The organism is Staphylococcus sp. 8AQ (genome assembly GCF_902506595.1).
GTDB lineage: Bacteria > Bacillota > Bacilli > Staphylococcales > Staphylococcaceae > Staphylococcus > Staphylococcus pasteuri.
On record NZ_LR733871.1, the window covers coordinates 803,517 to 822,189 of the forward strand.

The window sequence follows — 18,673 nt, forward strand, 5'->3', positions numbered from 1 at the left end:
TTAGCAAGATGACAGATATGACAAGTCTTATTGAAGACGTTGAAAATACATTATCTCCATATTTTAAAGAAATTGAACGTGTTGCTTTAATTAATCAGGAAAAAGTTTTAGACGCGTTTCATACGGTGAAAGCGACAGAAAGTGACTTATTAGGTACGACTGGTTATGGGTACGATGATTTTGGTAGGGATCATTTAGAAGAAATATATGCTAAAACATTTAAAGCCGAAGATGCCATCGTACGTCCACAAATTATTTCTGGTACTCATGCAATCACATTAGCATTACAAAGTAATTTAAAATATGGTGATGAATTATTATATATCACTGGAAGTCCTTACGATACGTTATTAGAAGTTATAGGCGTGAACGGAAACGGGATTGAAAGTTTAAAAGAACATGGTGTCACATATAATGAAGTTGCATTAAATGAAGGTAAAATTGATATACCAGAGGTTCTGAAATCTATTAATAAACAAACTAAAGTTGTGGCAATACAACGTTCTAAAGGTTATGATCAACGACCATCTATTCCAGTTGATGAAATAAAAGAAGCAATAGAAGCAATTAAACAACAATATCCTGACGTAATTATTTTTGTAGATAATTGTTATGGTGAATTTGTTGAAGAACAAGAACCTATCGAAGTAGGCGCTGATTTAATTGCTGGTTCATTAATTAAAAATCCTGGTGGTGGGCTAGCTAAAATTGGAGGTTATATCGCAGGGAGAAAAGATTTAATAGCGCGTTGCGGTTATAGACTTACTGCCCCAGGTATTGGTAAAGAAGCGGGCGCCTCTTTAAATTCATTACAAGAAATGTATCAAGGTTTCTTCCTAGCACCACACGTTGTAAGTCAAAGTTTAAAAGGTGCTTTATTTACTAGTCTATTATTAGAAAAATTAAATATGACAACATCACCAAAATATAATGTTAAACGTACTGATTTAATACAAACAGTGACATTTGATACAAAAGAACAGATGATATCATTTTGTCAGAGTATACAACATGCGTCACCAATTAATGCACACTTTAGTCCTGAGCCAAGCTATATGCCAGGATATGAAGATGACGTGATTATGGCAGCAGGTACATTTGTACAAGGGTCTTCAATTGAATTATCTGCTGATGGTCCTATACGAGAACCATATGAAGCTTATGTTCAAGGTGGATTAACATATGAACATGTTAAACTAGCAGTCACACGAGCAGTCAAACAATTAAAAGAACAAGGGCTTGTGTAACATTGAGATAATCTCGGAGTAATTTAAAACTTCGAGATTTTTCTTATTTTATCAGAAAATTTTAAATTTATTTTTCGGAATATAGGGTATTTGGTTAAAAAGAGATACTTTTAGGGTTGGAAAATGCAATAAAATCAGTATTTTGAGAGCATATGTCAGAAAACCTAACATATTTTTGTAATATGAGTTAAACTATGCTAAATTAAGTACAAGTTCAAAAGTGGAGGAGAGGTTATTGATGTCTAATGATTCAATCAGACGAAATATGGCCGTATTCTCCATGAGTGTTGTTAGTCAATTAACGGAATTAAGTCCAAGACAAATTCGTTACTATGAAACACATGAACTAGTTATGCCGGCAAGAACTGAAGGAAATAAGAGATTATTTTCGCTGAATGATTTGGAAAGATTATTAGAAATTAAATCTTTAATTGAAAAAGGATTTAATATTAAAGGTATTAAACAAATTATTCATAATCAACAAAATCACTTAACATCAGACGAACAAGAAACTAGAAAAAGAATGATTGTAGATGCAACTCAAAAACCACATGGCGAAACTTTGCCAATAAATCGAGGAGATTTATCCCGATTTATAAAATAAAATTTGGAGGATTTTAAGTATGCCTAAACGTAGTTTTACAAAAGATGATATTCGTAAGTTTGCTGAAGAAGAGAACGTAAGATATTTAAGATTACAATTCACAGATATATTAGGAACAATTAAAAATGTTGAAGTACCAGTAAGCCAATTAGAGAAAGTATTAGATAACGAAATGATGTTCGATGGATCATCTATCGAAGGTTTCGTACGTATCGAAGAATCTGACATGTACTTACAACCTGACTTAGATACATGGGTAATCTTCCCATGGACAGCTGGTCAAGGTAAAGTTGCACGTTTAATCTGTGACGTATACAAAACAGATGGTACACCATTTGAAGGTGACCCACGTAATAACTTAAAACGTGTATTGAGAGAAATGGAAGATTTAGGTTACACAGATTTCAACTTAGGACCTGAACCAGAATTCTTCTTATTCAAATTAGATGAAAAAGGCGAACCAACATTAGAATTAAATGATGATGGTGGTTACTTCGACTTAGCACCAACAGACTTAGGTGAAAACTGTCGTCGTGATATCGTTCTTGAATTAGAGGACATGGGCTTTGATATCGAAGCAAGTCACCATGAGGTTGCACCTGGACAACATGAAATTGACTTTAAATATGCAGATGCGATAACAGCATGTGATAATATCCAAACATTTAAATTAGTTGTTAAAACAATCGCTCGTAAACATAACTTACATGCGACATTTATGCCAAAACCATTATTCGGTGTAAACGGAAGCGGAATGCACTTTAACGTATCATTATTCAAAGGTAAAGAAAATGCATTCTATGATCCAAATGGCGAAATGGAATTAACAGATACAGCTTACCAATTTACAGCTGGTATTCTTAAAAATGCACGTGGATTCACTGCAGTTTGTAACCCATTAGTAAACTCATACAAACGTTTAGTTCCAGGTTACGAAGCACCATGTTACATTGCATGGAGTGGTAAAAACCGTTCACCATTAGTACGTGTACCATCTTCAAGAGGTTTATCTACTCGTGTTGAAGTACGTTCAGTAGACCCAGCAGCTAACCCATACATGGCATTAGCAGCAATCTTAGAAGCTGGACTAGACGGTATTAAAAACAAATTAGAAGTTCCTAAACCAGTAAACCAAAATATTTACGAAATGAATCGCGAAGAACGTGAAGCTGTAGGTATTGAAGACTTACCTTCAACACTATACACTGCGTTAAAAGCTATGCGTGAAAATCCAACAATCAAAAAAGCTTTAGGTAATCATATCTATAACCAATTCCTTAATTCAAAATCAATTGAATGGGATTACTATAGAACTCAAGTTTCTGAATGGGAACGCGAGCAATATATGAAACAATACTAAAGCGCTAAACAACATTGGGGAATATAGTAATATCAAGGGCTAGAGCATTTTTGCTTTAGCTCTTTTTTGTTTAGGAAGGTGGGATTTTACTTGACCACTTATGTTTAAAAAATGAATTTGGTCAAGTTTTGGTCAAGTAAGTATTAAAAAATATTCTTAATATACTTCTCAAAATTGTCTTTAGCATTTTCATTCATTATTAAATTTTTAATGCTTAAATGGTATATACTAAGATTGTATATGTAAGAAAAAGAGATACCTTATAATGCTAATGTGTTAGGGTGTGAAATGCCTTGACCAAGATAATAATAAAACTCCTAGAATATCCAGTGTGGGTAGCACTGATTATTCCAGGAGTAATAAAAGAGCTTAGACTATGGCATCTCGGTTACTTGGACCGGAAGCCTAAAATATAAGCTTAATGATTATCGGAGCCATAAAGCTCCTCCTTACACAATTATAATATAATATTTTTCAGAGGTTTTCAATTGTGACAATTCAAATTTATTTATCTTTATGCACTTTATGCCTTCCATTATTGCTTTTTGTTGGCAGAAAGATCCATTTTTATTATCTTGATAAAAAGAATGGAAGTAGATAAAATGGTGGATTAAAAAATAATGTAAATACTATTAAATAGTGTAATATCTGGTTATTAAATTCATAAAACTATTGTTATATTAAAATGGTATTTATTTGATTAGGTAAAGTGAAAATACTATTTAATGTGTATATATTTGAAAATGTCAAAAAGAGTTTATAAATATCAAAAAGAATTAGAAAAATTTTAAAAATATATAGAAAGGCGGACGTATAATAACGTTTGTATTTAGGTGGAAATTGTGAAAGTAACTGTAAATGTAAGAAAAACCACAAAAACAGAAAAATTAGATTTCTTAGTTGGATCACTTGTGGTTGTTAGTATCATTCTATTAATTAAATATCTAAACTAAAGATTTAACTAGACGTGTCATCAGATGATGCGTCTTTTTTAATTTCCAAATATTGGCTAGAACGTGCTAAAAACGTCATGGACGCTGAATCTTTAATTGATGCACAAGCAATCATTGAAATTGAACGTATCATTCTATTGATGTATGCCGAAATTACAAAAGAATTATTAGCTTTTTATGCAAAATATGCCAAAGATACTGGACTGAGTATTCAAGAAGTTAAGAAAATGGCTGATTCATTTGATGTACTAGCATTTAGTAACAAAGCGAAACAATTTGTTGAGCGTAAAGATTTCAGTGAAGAGGCGAATCAATCGCTCAAACAATACAACTTAACGATGAAAATCTCTAGAGAAAAACTGTTAAAGCAGCAGCTAGATTTGATTGTGAAAGATTCTAGTTTAAATCTTCAAAATAAAATTGAGGATAAGCTAAGTGACGCAGTTAATAGAGAAGTAAAGAGACAAGCACATATTCTAGGTGAACATGTTCAAATTGATGACACTGAAGTGAAAGCAGTCGTTAATAGTAATTTCAAAGGTGTTAAATGGTCTACTAGATTATGGAATGATATGGAACTTGTTCAAAAGGAAGTTGAGAGGGTAACAAGTCATGTCGTTATTCGAGGTCGACATCCTAATGAATTTGTTTCTGAGTTTAAAAAGCAAACCAATTCTACTTCTTATAACGCCAGTAGATTATTAGTAACCGAATCAGCACGTGTACAAACAGAATCACAAAAGATAGCTTATCTTAAAGATTTAGTTGAAGATGGCGAATATAAATATGTTGCCAAAATAGATAGTAAAACATCTAAATTATGTCATTCACTCAATGGTAAAACATTTAAAGTTAAAGATATGGTTCCAGGTGTGAATGCGCCACCTATGCATCCTTGGTGTAGAAGTACAACAGTGCCACATGTCGGCAGTTGGCGAGACAAGTTCTTTAAAGAACGTGAAGGTAAATATCAAGTAGAGAATAAAGAGTCCGAAAAAGAAAAATTACAAGAAAAAGCTAAAAAAGAAATGCTTGAAATGATTGAAAGTGGTAAAATAAAAATAGAAATAAATCCTGAAAAACAGAATAGACATAACAAAAATCATCAATTGTTTAAAAATAGTAAAAGACAAGCAATAATAAATAATTATTTATTACCAAGTTATACTACTGTATCAATTCAAAAACTTAATGAATTATTAACAGACAAAGTAGGGACAGGTGAAATTTTATTATTAAGAGATAAGTTTAATCAAAAAGAGATAATAGATTTTGAATTTGTAATTGGAAAATCATTTGTAGGAGGTAATTATATAGATACAACTTTTGGAAAAGTACATTATTCTAGAACAGGAACACATGTAGTTCCATATGTTAAAAAGGAGGTTGAATAATGAGAATAGCAAGGGCCTATGGTCATAAAGTTAAAGTAATTTTAAAAGATAATAATAATATAATTGGAAATGTCATTAATTTTGAAAACCCAATCGAAAGTGATACTGGAAATTTCGTAATGGACTTAGATACCTCAATGGGTATATATTCTATAGATGACTCTGAAATTAAGGACATACAAATAATTACAAAATAGCATCCTTTCTACACAAATATATAGAAAGTGGTGCTATTTTTATATATTATTTTAACCTTCCAATGTGAAGGTTATTTTTTATTGTCCAAAACGTGCTGATGACATTTTAGTATCCAATTAACTTTAGAAATTGTAATTGAATACCACAACTAAAAAAATAACTATTGTAGTTATTATATATATTTATAATATAATATTTTTATAAAATTTTCAGTATTCAAAGGTGTTTAAATAGTTTTTATATAACTAGATGGAAATATAATAATGAAAGAATTACGTGAAATTTTGGACAACGAAATTAAGATAGATAAAAAAGAGAAAGAAAAAGAACAATGATTTTCAAAACAAAATTCAAAATGAGCTGATTATATGAAGAAGCCTATATTAAGGTTAGATGGTGAGATGACAAAAGAAGAACTATTTGATTTTTTAAATATAGATATCGAAGAATATTCGGTCGAAAAGAAACAAGAAAACGAAATGAAAGAATTGACTGATGAAGACTCAATTAAAACTATAGATGAATGAGTAATTTTTAAAATTAATAGTAGGTTAATAGGTAATGTTATTAGTTTTGTTGATCAGAGGTGAAAGTGATTGCTAACTTTAAAAATTAAAGAAATAAATGATAAAAGTGTTACATATAAATATTATCCAAATGATGATGAAAATATTAAACCTGGTGTTATTCAAATGGATATAGATAGTCTTCAAATTCTCAATGCCAAAAAATCTGGTATTGAGAATAATACAATAGATAATTATTTCATACATGCAATTGATAGAATACACACGAATACTAATAAGCGATTATTTCCTGATTCTGAACTTGTAGCATGGGGATAAAACACTTATACAGTGATTTAGCTTATTTTTTAATTATTTAAAGGAGTAAAAATTATGGTAGAATTATACAAAGTCAAAGAAAGTGACAATCAAATTGAATATAAATATTTGCCTGAAAATAAAATAAGCAATGGATATGGCCAAGTAATAGTAAATAAAAATAATAATAGAGTTGATAGTTATACTTTGTCGAAATTAGAAATAGATAATGATATTTTGATATATAGAAATCATGTGTATCATGCTATTAAAAAATTTAATATGAATGGTTATTTTCCAGAAAAATATACTGTTGCTTGGTATTAAAATATATATGTGGGTGATATAAATGGTAATACTACAATTAGATGGTAATATACCTATAGAGGATTTAATAGAAGACTTGCAAGAGGATTTGAAAAAATTAAATGAAGAAAATGAATAGTAACAACAATCAGAATTAAGATATGATTTATATTCTTATAAAAATGTAGGTGAGAATATTGCATATAAGAGATGCTTATGGTCATAATGTAAAGGTAATTTTAACAAATGGAGATGAATTAAAAGGTAGAGTAATTGATTATGAAAACCCATTAGAAACAGACACTGGCAATTATGATATGGATCTTAAGACAGATTTGTGTACATACTCTATTGATGAATCCGATATAAAACAAATTGAAATTATAGAAAAGTAAATTTTATTAGGAAGTGGTTATTATGCATTTTGCACAGTTAGATGGTGAAATAACCAATAAATAGTCGCAAGAATTATTGGAAAAAGAATATAAGAAAGCGATAGAATTAGAAAAACAAAAAATCAAAAGATTAGTAGCATCCTTTCAGCATAGATAAAGAGAAAGTGATGCTATTTATATATTCTTTTAACTTTCCAATGTAAAGGTTATTTTTTATTACCCAAAACATACTGATGACAATAAAATACAAAATAGATATCAACTTTCTCAAACATATATACTTACTAAACTTCCTAACCATTAATTCAAATAAAAAAGCATCACTCCACAATAGAATGATGCCCTCTTTAATACCTATATGTATCTACTATATCAACGCTAACAATTGATCTACATTTTCTTCAGTTGTTGCCCAGCTTGTCGCAAATCTTACAACTCGATGTTGATCATCGTATTTTTCCCAAATTGCGAATTTCACTTTTTGCTCTAGTTCTGAAATTTTCTCATTACTTAATATAAAGAATTGTTGATTTGTAGGTGAATCAAAATATAATTGATAACCTTTTTCTAGGAATCCGGCTTTCATTTTATTTGCCATTTCAATTGCATGACGGCTAATTTTGAAATACAAATCATCATTAAATAACTCAAGAAATTGAATTCCTGTTAATCTTCCTTTAGCTAATAAAGCACCGTGATGCTTAATACGTGTTGTAAATTGTTTTGGTTCATTTTGTTTTGTAAATACTATTGCTTCTCCGCAAAGTGCACCAATTTTTGTACCACCAATATAAAATATATCGCAATACTTAGCTACGTCTTCAATAGTTAAGTCTGATTGATCGCTCATTAATCCATATCCTAATCTTGCGCCATCCATAAATAGAGGGAGATTGTGTTTTTGACATACTTTAGATAAAGATTCTAATTCTGGTTTTGTATATAAAGTACCATACTCGGTTGGATGTGAAATATAGACCATTCCTGGAAATACCATGTGATCACGTTTGAAATCACTATTGAAAGTGTCTAAATAGTCCTCAACACCTTTTGCAGTTATTTTTCCTTCAGACGAAGGTATAGCTAAAACTTTATGCCCACTATATTCGATAGCGCCACCTTCATGTACAGCAACATGTCCTGTGTCCGCTGAAATTACACCTTCATAACTTTCTAGTACTGAATTAATGACAACTTGATTTGTTTGTGTCCCACCGACAAGAAATCGAACAGTTGCTTCAGGACAATTGATTCTATTTTTAATTTGTTGGATTGCTTGTTCTGTAAAATGATCGAATCCATATCCTGCTGCTTGGACTCTATTTGTTTCTACTAAACGATTTAATACTTTTTCATGTGCACCTTCTAAATAATCATTTTCAAAAGATAGCATTTACTTTCCCTCCAATAAATCAGTGAAATACTTTTTCAAATAAGCGATATTTTTCTTATTACTTACACGAATGAATATATTATATCTTATTTTAAATTTATTTCAAATATATTCCGAACAATATAATTTTAATGCGAATCGTATTGACCTGGTTAAACTTCAATATTAATTGAATTATTAATGAAAAAGACTTATCATTTAATCATCAAAGTGAAAAGGGGAATTGAATATGGAACAAATTAAATTTAAAACTTTTATAGAAAGTAGCTTAGATAAATTAGAAAATAGTGTGAATCAATATTTACAATCAGATGAAGGTGCAAGTTATAAGTTATTAAATATTACGATTAAAGAGACTGAAGAACACAGATTTCCAAATATTGAAGAAGATTTTAATGCGGTTGTGACTTTAGTTAAAAATGATAAAAATTAAAAGATAAAATGTTGTTAGGAGATTATGTTTATGGAACTAAGGTTTTCTCATGATTTGGGTATGCTATTTACAATATTATTAGTTATAGGTTTTGTAATTAATATTATTTTAGCGTTTATAATTATATTTTTAGAAAGAAATCGTCGTAGTGCTAGTTCAACTTGGGCATGGCTATTTGTATTATTTGTATTACCATTAATTGGTTTTATTCTATATTTATTCTTCGGACGCACAGTGTCTAAAAGAAAATTAGATAAAAATAATGGTAATGAATTAGATGCATTTAATGAGCTCATAGACAAACAAATCAAAGAATTTGATGAAAAAACTTATGATACCGACAATCAATTAGTAAAGAAACATCATGATTTAGTTCGAATGTTATTAATGAACCAAGATGGTTTTATTACTGAAAATAACCATCTAGATTTATTTACTGATGGACATGAACTTTATGATCAAATGATTGAAGATATTCGCAATGCGAAAGATTACATACATTTAGAATATTTTGGATTTGAGTTAGATGGTTTAGGTCAACGTATTATCAAAGCCTTGGAAGAAAAACTTAAAGAAGGATTAGAAGTTAAGCTACTATATGATGATGTTGGATCTAAAAAAATAAGTAGAGCTAATTTTAAACATTTCAATGAGCTAGGTGGAGAAGTGGAAGCATTCTTTGCCTCTAAATTACCTATCATTAACTTTAGAATGAATAACCGTAATCACCGTAAAATTGTTGTTATCGATGGCCAAGTTGGTTATATTGGTGGGTTTAATGTAGGTGATGACTATTTAGGTTTAGGTAAATTAGGTTACTGGAGAGATACTCATTTTAGAATTAAAGGGAATGCTGTAGATGGATTGCAAACACGATTTATGATGGATTGGAATTCTCAAGCACATAGACCTCAATTTGAATATAATGATAAGTATTTTCCGAAGAAACAAGTACAAGATGGACATGTACCAATGCAAATTGTGGCAAGTAGTCCAGCGGAAGATTGGCATCAAATTGAATTTGGTTATACTAAAATGATTATGAGTGCTAAGAAATCTATTTATATTCAAACACCTTATTTTATACCAGATAATTCTTATATTAATGCCATCAAAATGGCTGCAGCTACTGGTATCGAAGTACATATGATGATTCCTAGTAAGCCTGACCATCCATTCGTATACTGGGCTACATTTGCTAATGCAGCACAGTTATTAGAAAGTGGAGTACATATCTACACTTACGAAAATGGATTCTTACATTCTAAAGTATGTTTAATTGATGATGAAGTTGTTTCTGTAGGGTCTGCTAATATGGACTATAGAAGTTTCGAACTTAACTTTGAAGTTAATGCATTTGTTTATGATGAAAAAATGGCTAAAAAGATCAAGCATGCATATAAAGAAGACATTAAAAAGTCAAATGAACTTACACTAGAAGGATATAAAAATCGTTCTCTAAAAATTAAGATTAAAGAAGATTTGGCGAAATTAATTTCACCAATATTATAACCTTAGAATCTGTCACATAAAGTGGCAGATTTTTTTATTTTACGGTATTAATATTATGTAAACTTGATGACAAATGTCATATAAAGTAGTGACATTAACCACTATTTATATAATTATTTAATTGTTAATCTTAATTTATTAATTGAGAGAGGTGAAAACAATGATTGAAGCTGAACATATTGTAAAGTACTTCCATGAGACAATGGCACTTAATGATGTCAGTTTAACAATTGAAGAAGCAAAATGTACCGCACTTATAGGTAAAAATGGAGCTGGAAAATCAACATTAATAGATATTATTATTGGTAATAAAAATTACAAGTCTGGTGAAATCATAGATCATTATAATTTAATAAATAAAAAAGACATGGCCGTATTATTTCAAAAATCTCAATTTCCTAAAATGATTAAAGTAAAAGAGTTGTTTGATTTATATTGTGCTATATATGATGATCATTTAACTAAAGAAGAATTTATGAATGTAACTAATTTTCAAGAAAATCAATTAAACCAATATGCATCTAAGCTATCAGGTGGACAGCAAAGAATATTGGATTTTGCTTTAACAGTAATAGGAAAACCTAAGTTTTTAATTTTAGATGAACCGACATCTGCCATGGATATTGAAACTAGAGAACACTTTTGGAGAATCATAACTAATTTTAAGCATAAAGGTTTAACTATTTTATATACTACACATTATATTGAAGAAGTTGAAAGAATGGCTGACAATATTGCAATTTTAGATGATGGGTCTATTAGAATGACTGGCGATTTAAATAACATTAAATCAACAGAGAAAAGTTCTAGTATATTGATACCGACAAAATATAAAAACATCGTGTCAGATTTAGATAACTGTACTAAATTAGAACATAAATTTGTGATTAAAACTGAACATGTTAATGATACCATCATGAAATTAGTAAAAAGAGGACTTGATTTAAATGAAGTTGAGATACATAAAGTATCCTTATTAGAAATTTTATTTTCAAATTCAGAAGACAATGAGGGGGTATACTAATGTTACTTACTTATTTTAAAACCGAAATCATAATTTTACTTAGAAAAAAATTATATTTAATGGTATCGATATTGTTACCTTTATTTTTTTATTTACTATTTACTTCAATTTTAGATTTACCAGAACATGCAAAAGAAGTATTTTATAAAGAATATATGTACAGTATGGTAGTATTTAGTTGTATGAATTTTTGTTTAATTTCATTTCCAATAGATATGATTGAGGAGAGAAACAATGGCTGGTTTAAACATCTCATGACGACGCCTCTAAATCCATTAAATTATTATTTAGTTAAATTAGCACGAACAATAATACAATTTTTATTATCAATTATTATTATATTTACAGTTGCACATTTTTATAATACAGTGAACATGCATTTTACAGAGTGGATTACATCTGCGTTCATATTATGGCTTGGAGCAAGTCTGTTTTTAACATTGGGGCTTGTCATAGCGCAATCTAATGATGCTCAAAAAGCTAGTAGTATTGCCAATTTAATTAATTTAGGATTAGCAATATTAGGTGGATTATGGTTTCCTACTCATACATTTCCTGATTGGTTACAAAAAATTTCTAAATTAACACCTACATATCACCTGAAAAATATAGCTTATAGTTTAAGTAAGGGGCAGGGATTGGATTATGGTTCTTTAATTATTATGGTCATTTACAGTATGATATTTTTGCTTATAGCTTTACAGATTAATAAAAAGAAAGATGTTGAATAACATGACAAATTCATCAATTTGGGTAAAAATAGGTAGTCGAATAGCACCACTTATTTATTTAGTATTTCCTATTATTAATATTTTCAATTACAATATTGATCGTCCATTTTTGGAATATATACTTGTTGTCATCATTTTTGTTATTGATTATGTATGTATTATATTTTATTACAATCGCTTAAATGAAGAAATGTTATATGCACTTTTCATTGTGCATTATATTTTGATTGATTATTTTGTGTTTTGTAACCAACCAATGAATTCTTTATTTTATTTTTTTAGTGCATTCGCAATTCCATTCATGTTAGGTAAAGGGTTTAAATCAAAATTCTTTATGACCTTTGTGGTATCTATGATGATTACAATTATCCTAACATTAGTAATAGACAGAGACGCAGTAACCCCGTTAATAATATATTTTGTAGTGATATTACTTATGTGCGTAGGTAATATTTATTCATTAGAAGAACGTAAGTTGAGAGAAAAGCTTACTGAACAAAATAAATATATTAACATATTAATTGCTGAACAAGAACGGTCACGCATCGGTCAAGATTTACATGATACTTTAGGTCATGTATTTGCAAGTTTAACATTAAAATCTGAATTAGCATTAAAACTTATAGATCAACAACCCGAGACAGCCAAAAAAGAAATTGAATCAATTAATGAATTGTCACAAGATACTTTAAAGAAAGTTAGAAATATTATTGAAAATCTTCAAACATTATCATTTCAAGAAGAAGTAAATAATGTTTCTTCAATATTAAAAGATACAGAAATACACTTCAGCTTTTCTAATATACAATTAGCAGAATCTTTAAATTTGCCTAAGCAATCTTTGCTATCTATGGTCTTAAAAGAAGCAATTAATAATGTAATTAAATATTCTAAGGCATCTGAAGTGAATATTAACTTGAGAAATCATGATGGAGGTATAATTTTATCTATTCATGACAATGGTATTGGTATTAAAGATGTTGATATCGATCAATTGCATAGTATTAAAAGTAGGGTAGCGTATTTAAATGGCAAACTAAATGTTTATAATAAAAAGGGAACTGAACTAGAAATTTATGTACCTCGAGGTGAAATTGAATGATTTCAATAATTATTGCAGAAGACCAACAAATGCTTAGAAAAGCAATGGTACAACTAATAGAATTAAATGACGATGTAAATATACTAGGTGATGTAGGTAATGGAAAAGATGCCTTAGATTTAATTAAACTATATGAACCTGATGTTGCAATTTTAGATATTGAAATGCCTGGTATGACAGGAATTGAAGTATTATCTGAAGTTAAAAATTTAAAATTTAAAACCAAAATCATTATAGTCACAACATTTAAAAGACCAGGATATTTTGAAAAAGCTGTCGCTAATGATGTTGATGCTTACGTTTTAAAAGAGCGTTCTATTGATGAATTAATGGAAACAGCACATAAAGTAGTTAATGGAGAGAAAATATATAGCTCAAGTTTAATGACGTCATTAATTACTTCTACTAATCCATTAACTCATAAAGAACAAGTGGTTTTAAGAGAAATAGGGAACGGGCTAAGTAGTAAAGATATTGCCAATAAACTCTATTTATCTAATGGAACTATTAGGAATTATACTTCTATAATTATTGATAAACTTTCTGCAGAAAATAGATTTGATGCATGGAAAATTGCTACGAGTAAAGGATGGCTTTAGATGATCCATTTTTCTTATCTACGTGTGTAGATAGCAATTTTAATATTTCAATGGCTCTGTAAGTAGGTGTTTCTATACTTAAAGTATGTTCAAAGGTGTGGTTTTGAGCAGTTTTAACGCGATAGGTTACTTGGTGGCTATCAATGATACAATCAATAATTTCCATTTTTCCTCCTTTTAAAGTCTTAAGAATTGGAATTAAGCGGTTTATTAATGTATATATACCACTAAAATTTAAAATTATTCACTAATTCTTTATTTAAATATTAAATTTGTACAGTTAAATAAATTAAAAACAGACAATTGAATTAAACATCAATTGTCTGCTTTAAAATACGTGTGTTATAAGGTTCTTTCATTACTATTAGGTTATCTTTTTCTTTTGTTCATAAAATTAGTTATTAAATAAACAATAAACCCTACAAAGATACCTAAAAAGATTGAAACTACTGCAGATACAATAGTTGGAAATTTAAATGCAACTTGCATCACAATACCTACAATCACTGCTACAATAACAGCTATAAGTGTAACTCTATTTTCACTAGACATACGGGTTATTCACTCCTAACATACAGTATTATATCACGGTAATCATTAATTAAAAATTCATAATTAATATTGACGCTATGTTTATTTTTCATTATGATTAGTCAGGATAAAAAAGTAAGAATGGGTGACATCAATGAAATCAAAAAAATCTCTATCAACACTCGCGTTGGTAATTATAGCTATCTTTGTATTATTGTTTCAATATATTAATCATTCAGGACCATTTAGTGGTAATCAATCTGAAGTTTCTAGTACGGATTTAAAAGGAAAAGAAAAAGTTCATGTAGAAAGAGTCGTTGACGGAGATACCTTTGTCGCCAAACAAGGTAATAAAAGTATTAAAGTGAGATTAATCGGTGTAGATACACCTGAAACTGTCAAACCTAATACGCCAGTTCAACCTTATGGAAAAGAAGCGTCTAATTATAGTAAGAAAACATTATCTGATAAAGATGTATATCTAGAATATGATAAAGAAAAGAATGATAGATACGGTAGAACCTTAGCATACGTATGGTTAGATAAAGACCATATGTTTAACAAGGAGTTAGTTGATAAAGGATTAGCAAGAGAGAAATACTTTGCACCGAATGGTAAGTATAGAGATATGTTTATTAAAGCTCAAAATGAAGCTAAGAAAAAGAAAGTTAATCTTTGGAGTTAAATAGATAAAATAATAAATAAAAGACCAGTTCAAAATGATTAAATGTTTTGAACTGGTCTTTTGGTATGTCCACTTTAATTGAATTGTTCGGTAATTTGATTCACTTGATCTTCGGTCAATGGATGTTTTGATAAATGAACTGCATCTTTGATTACTTTTTCTAAAGAAGATTTTGTTGATACAGTGTCTACGTATTTATCGCTTTCTCCAGAACCTTCGATAATATTTACTGATCCATCGTTAAAGTAGATGACACCAATACTTTGAATCTTAAAGTTAAATTGTCCTTCAATTTGGTCTTTAAGCGCTTTAGCGTTATTAGCAGCTTGTTGATATGGATCATAATCATAAAATTCAAAAATAACACGGTTATCTTGAAGGGTTTCGATAAATGTATATACGCCTTCACGAGTTGTATTAAATTGTTCATGATATTGTTCACTAATGTAATGACCTACTATTTTGTCTCTATCTAAAGGTTGTTGATCCTTATCGATATGTTTATCTGGAACATCGAAATGATAGAACGTTTTTTGGTTCCAATGTTTAACATCGACATTGATTAAACCAACGTCTGTTACAATAATGAAATCGAAAGATCTCACATATTCAAATAAAGGATGTTTTGTTGCCAAATTACTTGTAGTAATGATGTTATAGAATTTTAGTTGATCATCCTCGATAAATTTGTCCAAAATACCTCTTAAATCACGTTTAGCATTTTTTAAAGCGTGAGGACTAATGTCTTTGTTAGTACTAAGCATTTGATTTTTTAAAGAAAGATTTTCTTCACTTAAAGCTGAATTTTTTGCAACGATTTGATTTTTAGCGTATTCTTCTGTTTCAACTCTACTTTTTAAATACTGTTGATTCAAGAAAAATACAATAATCAAAACAATGATGATAATTATTAGAATTATCGATAATGTTGACATAATTTTCACCCGAATCTCTTTAATTTTTAAATAAAAAATACAAATGAATGATTACGATAAATATATTTAATTTTAAAGTAACGCAAACATAAATATTATCGTAATTACACACTTGATAACACAATATAAATTATAAACTTCCGGTTAATGATGTTCAATCTATAGCAGGTGAAATTAAGAATATTGTATGAACTTTTAATCTAAAACTTCCTATAATTTAATATGATGGGTGTAATATTTTACGACACTCAATTAAAACTGTGGATATAATAAAATTTTATAACATTAAATATAGATTTTACTAATTGTTCACAAATAACCAATTGAAAAATTTTAAGTATATAGGTATAATCAATCTTATGAAAGCGTTTACTAAGAAGGTGGTGTGCTTATACATGGAAGAACATTTAAACACTAAAACATTAGTTGAAGAATTAATTCAAACTTCATCTCAATCATTCAAATTTCATGGTGTAGTTGCCATGCAATTGTTTTTAAGTGATGATTTTGAACTACCTTCAAAAGTAGATATTTGTGTAGAACGTAAAAAATTAATAGAAATTGTAAAAGCAATTCCTAAGACATTCACAGTTTGTTTATATAATAAAGCAGGGGAATGTTTTAAAAATCGTAACATAGCTTTAAAGGATATTACCCATGTAAATGTATATGATGACCAACAACATATCATGGAAATTTTTGTTTATGATGTTGTAAATGATGAATGGGTATTTAGATTAGATAATAAAATTCGTTTACCAAAGGATAATATATATTTCCACTCATTAAATAATGGTGTGGATTATATTAAACCCGAAATTGTTCTAATGTATGATTTATTAGACAATCAAAATTACCATCAATTTTCAAACTATAAACGAGTGATTGATTCATTAAGTTATTACCAATTCTTTATTCTCAAACTTGTAGTAGGCGAGAAAAGGATAAAAGAGGCAATTATTAATAATAAAAAGATATTAGAATCATAAAAAGCAACTTTCTATTTGGAATCTTATCCATTCCATAATAGAAAGTTGCTTTATTTTTAGCTATTCTTTAATACACACGCCATGGTAACAGAATTCATAAGTTGATCTAACCGCTTTTTCTGCATCTTCCACTTTAATTCCAAACATCATAGATATTTCTGAAGCACCTTGGTTTATCATTTTTAAATTAATATTAGATTCAGCTAGAGCATGTGTAATCTTGCTAGCTGTACCTACAACTCTGTTCATACCCTCTCCAACAATCATAAGGATAGCTAGATCATGGTCGATACTTAATTCATCGACATCACAATGTTTTTGAATATCGTTTAATACCCGACTTTCAATATTTTTAATTTGATTGGAACGCATAACTATACTGATATTATCAATTCCAGAAGGCATATGATCGAATGAAATATTGTAATCTTCAAATACACCTAGAACCTTTCTAGTAAAACCTACTTGTCTATTCATTAAATATTTTTTGATATTGATTACTGTAAAGTCCTTATCACAACTAATACCACTAATGACATTTTTAGAATTAATTTCTCGGTCATGTAATATATATGTCCCTTTATCTTCTGGTCGATTAGTATTTTTTATAACTACAGGAATACGATCTTTATGTAATGGTTGAAGCGCTTCATCATGAAATACACTGAAACCAGCATAAGATAACTCACGCATTTCTCTATAAGTAATTTCTTCAATAATTTCAGGATCTTTGATGATATTTGGGTTAGCTTTATAAATACCAGAAACATCAGTAAAGTTCTCATAAAGTGAGGCTCTAACACCACGTGCAATAATAGCGCCGGTTATGTCTGAACCACCTCTTGGGAAAGTAACTATAAAATTATGTTTTGAAACGCCAAAGAAGCCAGGAATAATTAATTTTTCCTTATAGTCATTTAATTTATAAATCTGTTCATATGAAGAATCCAATATTTGAGCTTGTTTTGGTAAATCTGTTACCCAAATACCTGCTTCTTTAGGTGAAATATACCTTGTTGGGATACCTTGACTATTATTATATGTGGCAATGAGTTGAGCGTTAAAGTCTTCACCACATGACACAATCGCATCGTATAGTCGAGAGGGTTTATCTTTAAGTTCATGAATATAATGTTCAAGAGTATGATCGATTGTATCGAGAATATCACGATCCATATCGAGCTCATCAACGATATCAGCGTATCTTTGAATAATTTCTTGTTTTTTATGTTGATAATCAATGTTATTTATCGCTTTTTCATACAAGCGAATTAATAAATCTGTCGTTTTAATATCGTTTTTTGATCTTTTACCTGGTGCAGAAACGATAATAATTTTTCTTTCTGGATCTTCATTAACTATCTTTAATACTTTTTTAATTTGTTTGGCGTTGGAAACAGAACTGCCTCCAAATTTAGCTACTTTCATAAATAAAACAACCTTTCTAAAAAATCAGAA

24 protein-coding genes are annotated in these 18,673 nt (G+C 29.2%); 19 read left to right on the plus strand and 5 right to left on the minus strand.

Annotated features, from left to right (window positions below):
• Window positions 1–8: 8 nt before the first annotated feature.
• The 11 genes from GVY01_RS04030 (at window position 9) to GVY01_RS04070 (ending at window position 7,281) form a co-directional block, all read left to right on the plus strand.
• Window positions 9–1,247: a methionine gamma-lyase family protein gene (locus GVY01_RS04030; RefSeq protein WP_017638329.1), complete on the plus strand. Its 1,239-nt coding sequence runs from the start codon at window positions 9–11 to the stop codon at window positions 1,245–1,247.
• A 235-nt stretch (window positions 1,248–1,482) separates the two neighbouring features.
• Window positions 1,483–1,851: a MerR family transcriptional regulator gene (locus tag GVY01_RS04035; RefSeq protein WP_026083534.1), complete on the plus strand. Its 369-nt coding sequence runs from the start codon at window positions 1,483–1,485 to the stop codon at window positions 1,849–1,851.
• Between the two features lie 19 nt (window positions 1,852–1,870).
• The gene (gene glnA / locus GVY01_RS04040; protein ID WP_017638327.1) at window positions 1,871–3,211 is read left to right on the plus strand and encodes a type I glutamate--ammonia ligase; all 1,341 of its coding nucleotides are present in this window, start codon (window positions 1,871–1,873) and stop codon (window positions 3,209–3,211) included.
• Window positions 3,212–3,504: 293 nt separating this feature from the next.
• Window positions 3,505–3,627: a hypothetical protein gene (locus GVY01_RS12595; protein ID WP_096807801.1), complete on the plus strand. Its 123-nt coding sequence runs from the start codon at window positions 3,505–3,507 to the stop codon at window positions 3,625–3,627.
• 74 nt (window positions 3,628–3,701) lie between these two features.
• Window positions 3,702–3,812, plus strand: coding sequence for a hypothetical protein (locus GVY01_RS12750; protein WP_096807800.1), 111 nt, complete (start codon window positions 3,702–3,704; stop codon window positions 3,810–3,812).
• A gap of 429 nt (window positions 3,813–4,241) precedes the next feature.
• Window positions 4,242–5,558, plus strand: a complete 1,317-nt coding sequence (locus GVY01_RS04045; RefSeq protein WP_051009458.1) for a minor capsid protein — start codon at window positions 4,242–4,244, stop codon at window positions 5,556–5,558.
• Entirely contained in the window at window positions 5,558–5,755 is a 198-nt protein-coding gene (locus GVY01_RS04050; protein ID WP_046466630.1) for a hypothetical protein, read from the plus strand. Before GVY01_RS04045 ends, GVY01_RS04050 begins: the two co-directional genes overlap by 1 nt.
• 369 nt (window positions 5,756–6,124) lie before the next feature.
• Window positions 6,125–6,283, plus strand: coding sequence for a hypothetical protein (locus tag GVY01_RS04055; RefSeq protein WP_155979877.1), 159 nt, complete (start codon window positions 6,125–6,127; stop codon window positions 6,281–6,283).
• 69 nt (window positions 6,284–6,352) lie between these two features.
• The gene (locus GVY01_RS04060; protein WP_029055418.1) at window positions 6,353–6,601 is read left to right on the plus strand and encodes a hypothetical protein; all 249 of its coding nucleotides are present in this window, start codon (window positions 6,353–6,355) and stop codon (window positions 6,599–6,601) included.
• A 54-nt stretch (window positions 6,602–6,655) separates the two neighbouring features.
• Complete coding sequence (locus GVY01_RS04065; RefSeq protein ID WP_029055417.1) at window positions 6,656–6,907, plus strand: hypothetical protein; 252 nt, start codon at window positions 6,656–6,658, stop codon at window positions 6,905–6,907.
• A gap of 176 nt (window positions 6,908–7,083) precedes the next feature.
• Window positions 7,084–7,281 carry a hypothetical protein gene (locus GVY01_RS04070; protein ID WP_017637898.1) on the plus strand — a complete coding sequence of 66 codons (198 nt, stop codon included), beginning with the start codon at window positions 7,084–7,086 and terminating at the stop codon, window positions 7,279–7,281.
• Window positions 7,282–7,648: 367 nt separating this feature from the next.
• Here the strand turns inward: GVY01_RS04070 and GVY01_RS04075 are convergent, their stop codons facing one another.
• Window positions 7,649–8,674, minus strand: coding sequence for a threonine aldolase family protein (locus tag GVY01_RS04075; RefSeq protein ID WP_017637899.1), 1,026 nt, complete (start codon window positions 8,672–8,674; stop codon window positions 7,649–7,651).
• A 229-nt stretch (window positions 8,675–8,903) separates the two neighbouring features.
• On the opposite strand from GVY01_RS04075, the gene GVY01_RS04080 reads away from it, so the two are divergent.
• The 6 genes from GVY01_RS04080 to GVY01_RS04105 all read left to right on the plus strand — a co-directional run bounded on the left by GVY01_RS04080 (window position 8,904) and on the right by GVY01_RS04105 (window position 14,075).
• On the plus strand, window positions 8,904–9,107 hold the full coding sequence (locus GVY01_RS04080; protein ID WP_017637900.1) for a hypothetical protein: 204 nt from the start codon (window positions 8,904–8,906) through the stop codon (window positions 9,105–9,107).
• Window positions 9,108–9,137: 30 nt separating this feature from the next.
• Window positions 9,138–10,619: a cardiolipin synthase gene (gene cls, locus GVY01_RS04085; protein WP_017637901.1), complete on the plus strand. Its 1,482-nt coding sequence runs from the start codon at window positions 9,138–9,140 to the stop codon at window positions 10,617–10,619.
• A 160-nt stretch (window positions 10,620–10,779) separates the two neighbouring features.
• Entirely contained in the window at window positions 10,780–11,643 is an 864-nt protein-coding gene (locus tag GVY01_RS04090) for an ABC transporter ATP-binding protein (RefSeq protein WP_017637902.1), read from the plus strand.
• Complete coding sequence (locus GVY01_RS04095) at window positions 11,643–12,374, plus strand: ABC transporter permease (protein WP_017637903.1); 732 nt, start codon at window positions 11,643–11,645, stop codon at window positions 12,372–12,374. Before GVY01_RS04090 ends, GVY01_RS04095 begins: the two co-directional genes overlap by 1 nt.
• Before the next feature lies 1 nt (window position 12,375).
• Window positions 12,376–13,476, plus strand: a complete 1,101-nt coding sequence (locus GVY01_RS04100; protein ID WP_108017028.1) for a sensor histidine kinase — start codon at window positions 12,376–12,378, stop codon at window positions 13,474–13,476.
• Window positions 13,473–14,075, plus strand: coding sequence for a response regulator transcription factor (locus GVY01_RS04105; protein ID WP_017636442.1), 603 nt, complete (start codon window positions 13,473–13,475; stop codon window positions 14,073–14,075). The genes GVY01_RS04100 and GVY01_RS04105 overlap by 4 nt, the downstream gene beginning before the upstream one ends.
• On the opposite strand, the gene GVY01_RS04110 is transcribed toward GVY01_RS04105, so the two are convergent.
• Window positions 14,053–14,241: a hypothetical protein gene (locus GVY01_RS04110; RefSeq protein WP_017636441.1), complete on the minus strand. Its 189-nt coding sequence runs from the start codon at window positions 14,239–14,241 to the stop codon at window positions 14,053–14,055. The two genes, GVY01_RS04105 and GVY01_RS04110, sit on opposite strands and share 23 nt — an antisense overlap.
• Window positions 14,242–14,444: 203 nt before the next feature.
• A complete protein-coding gene (locus tag GVY01_RS04115; protein ID WP_017636440.1) occupies window positions 14,445–14,627 on the minus strand; it encodes a hypothetical protein in 183 nt (60 codons plus the stop codon).
• A gap of 133 nt (window positions 14,628–14,760) precedes the next feature.
• Here GVY01_RS04115 and nucI point away from each other — a divergent pair, with 133 nt between their 5' ends.
• Window positions 14,761–15,291 (plus strand): thermonuclease NucI, encoded by a 531-nt coding sequence (nucI, locus tag GVY01_RS04120; protein WP_017636439.1) that lies wholly within the window; start codon window positions 14,761–14,763, stop codon window positions 15,289–15,291.
• Between the two features lie 74 nt (window positions 15,292–15,365).
• Here nucI and GVY01_RS04125 read toward each other — a convergent pair whose 3' ends face one another.
• Window positions 15,366–16,226, minus strand: a complete 861-nt coding sequence (locus GVY01_RS04125; protein WP_037555472.1) for a hypothetical protein — start codon at window positions 16,224–16,226, stop codon at window positions 15,366–15,368.
• 395 nt (window positions 16,227–16,621) lie between these two features.
• On the opposite strand from GVY01_RS04125, the gene GVY01_RS04130 reads away from it, so the two are divergent.
• Window positions 16,622–17,215, plus strand: coding sequence for a hypothetical protein (locus GVY01_RS04130; protein WP_029055411.1), 594 nt, complete (start codon window positions 16,622–16,624; stop codon window positions 17,213–17,215).
• A 60-nt stretch (window positions 17,216–17,275) separates the two neighbouring features.
• Here the strand turns inward: GVY01_RS04130 and GVY01_RS04135 are convergent, their stop codons facing one another.
• Entirely contained in the window at window positions 17,276–18,643 is a 1,368-nt protein-coding gene (locus GVY01_RS04135) for an aspartate kinase (RefSeq protein WP_017637347.1), read from the minus strand.
• Window positions 18,644–18,673: the final 30 nt, after the last annotated feature.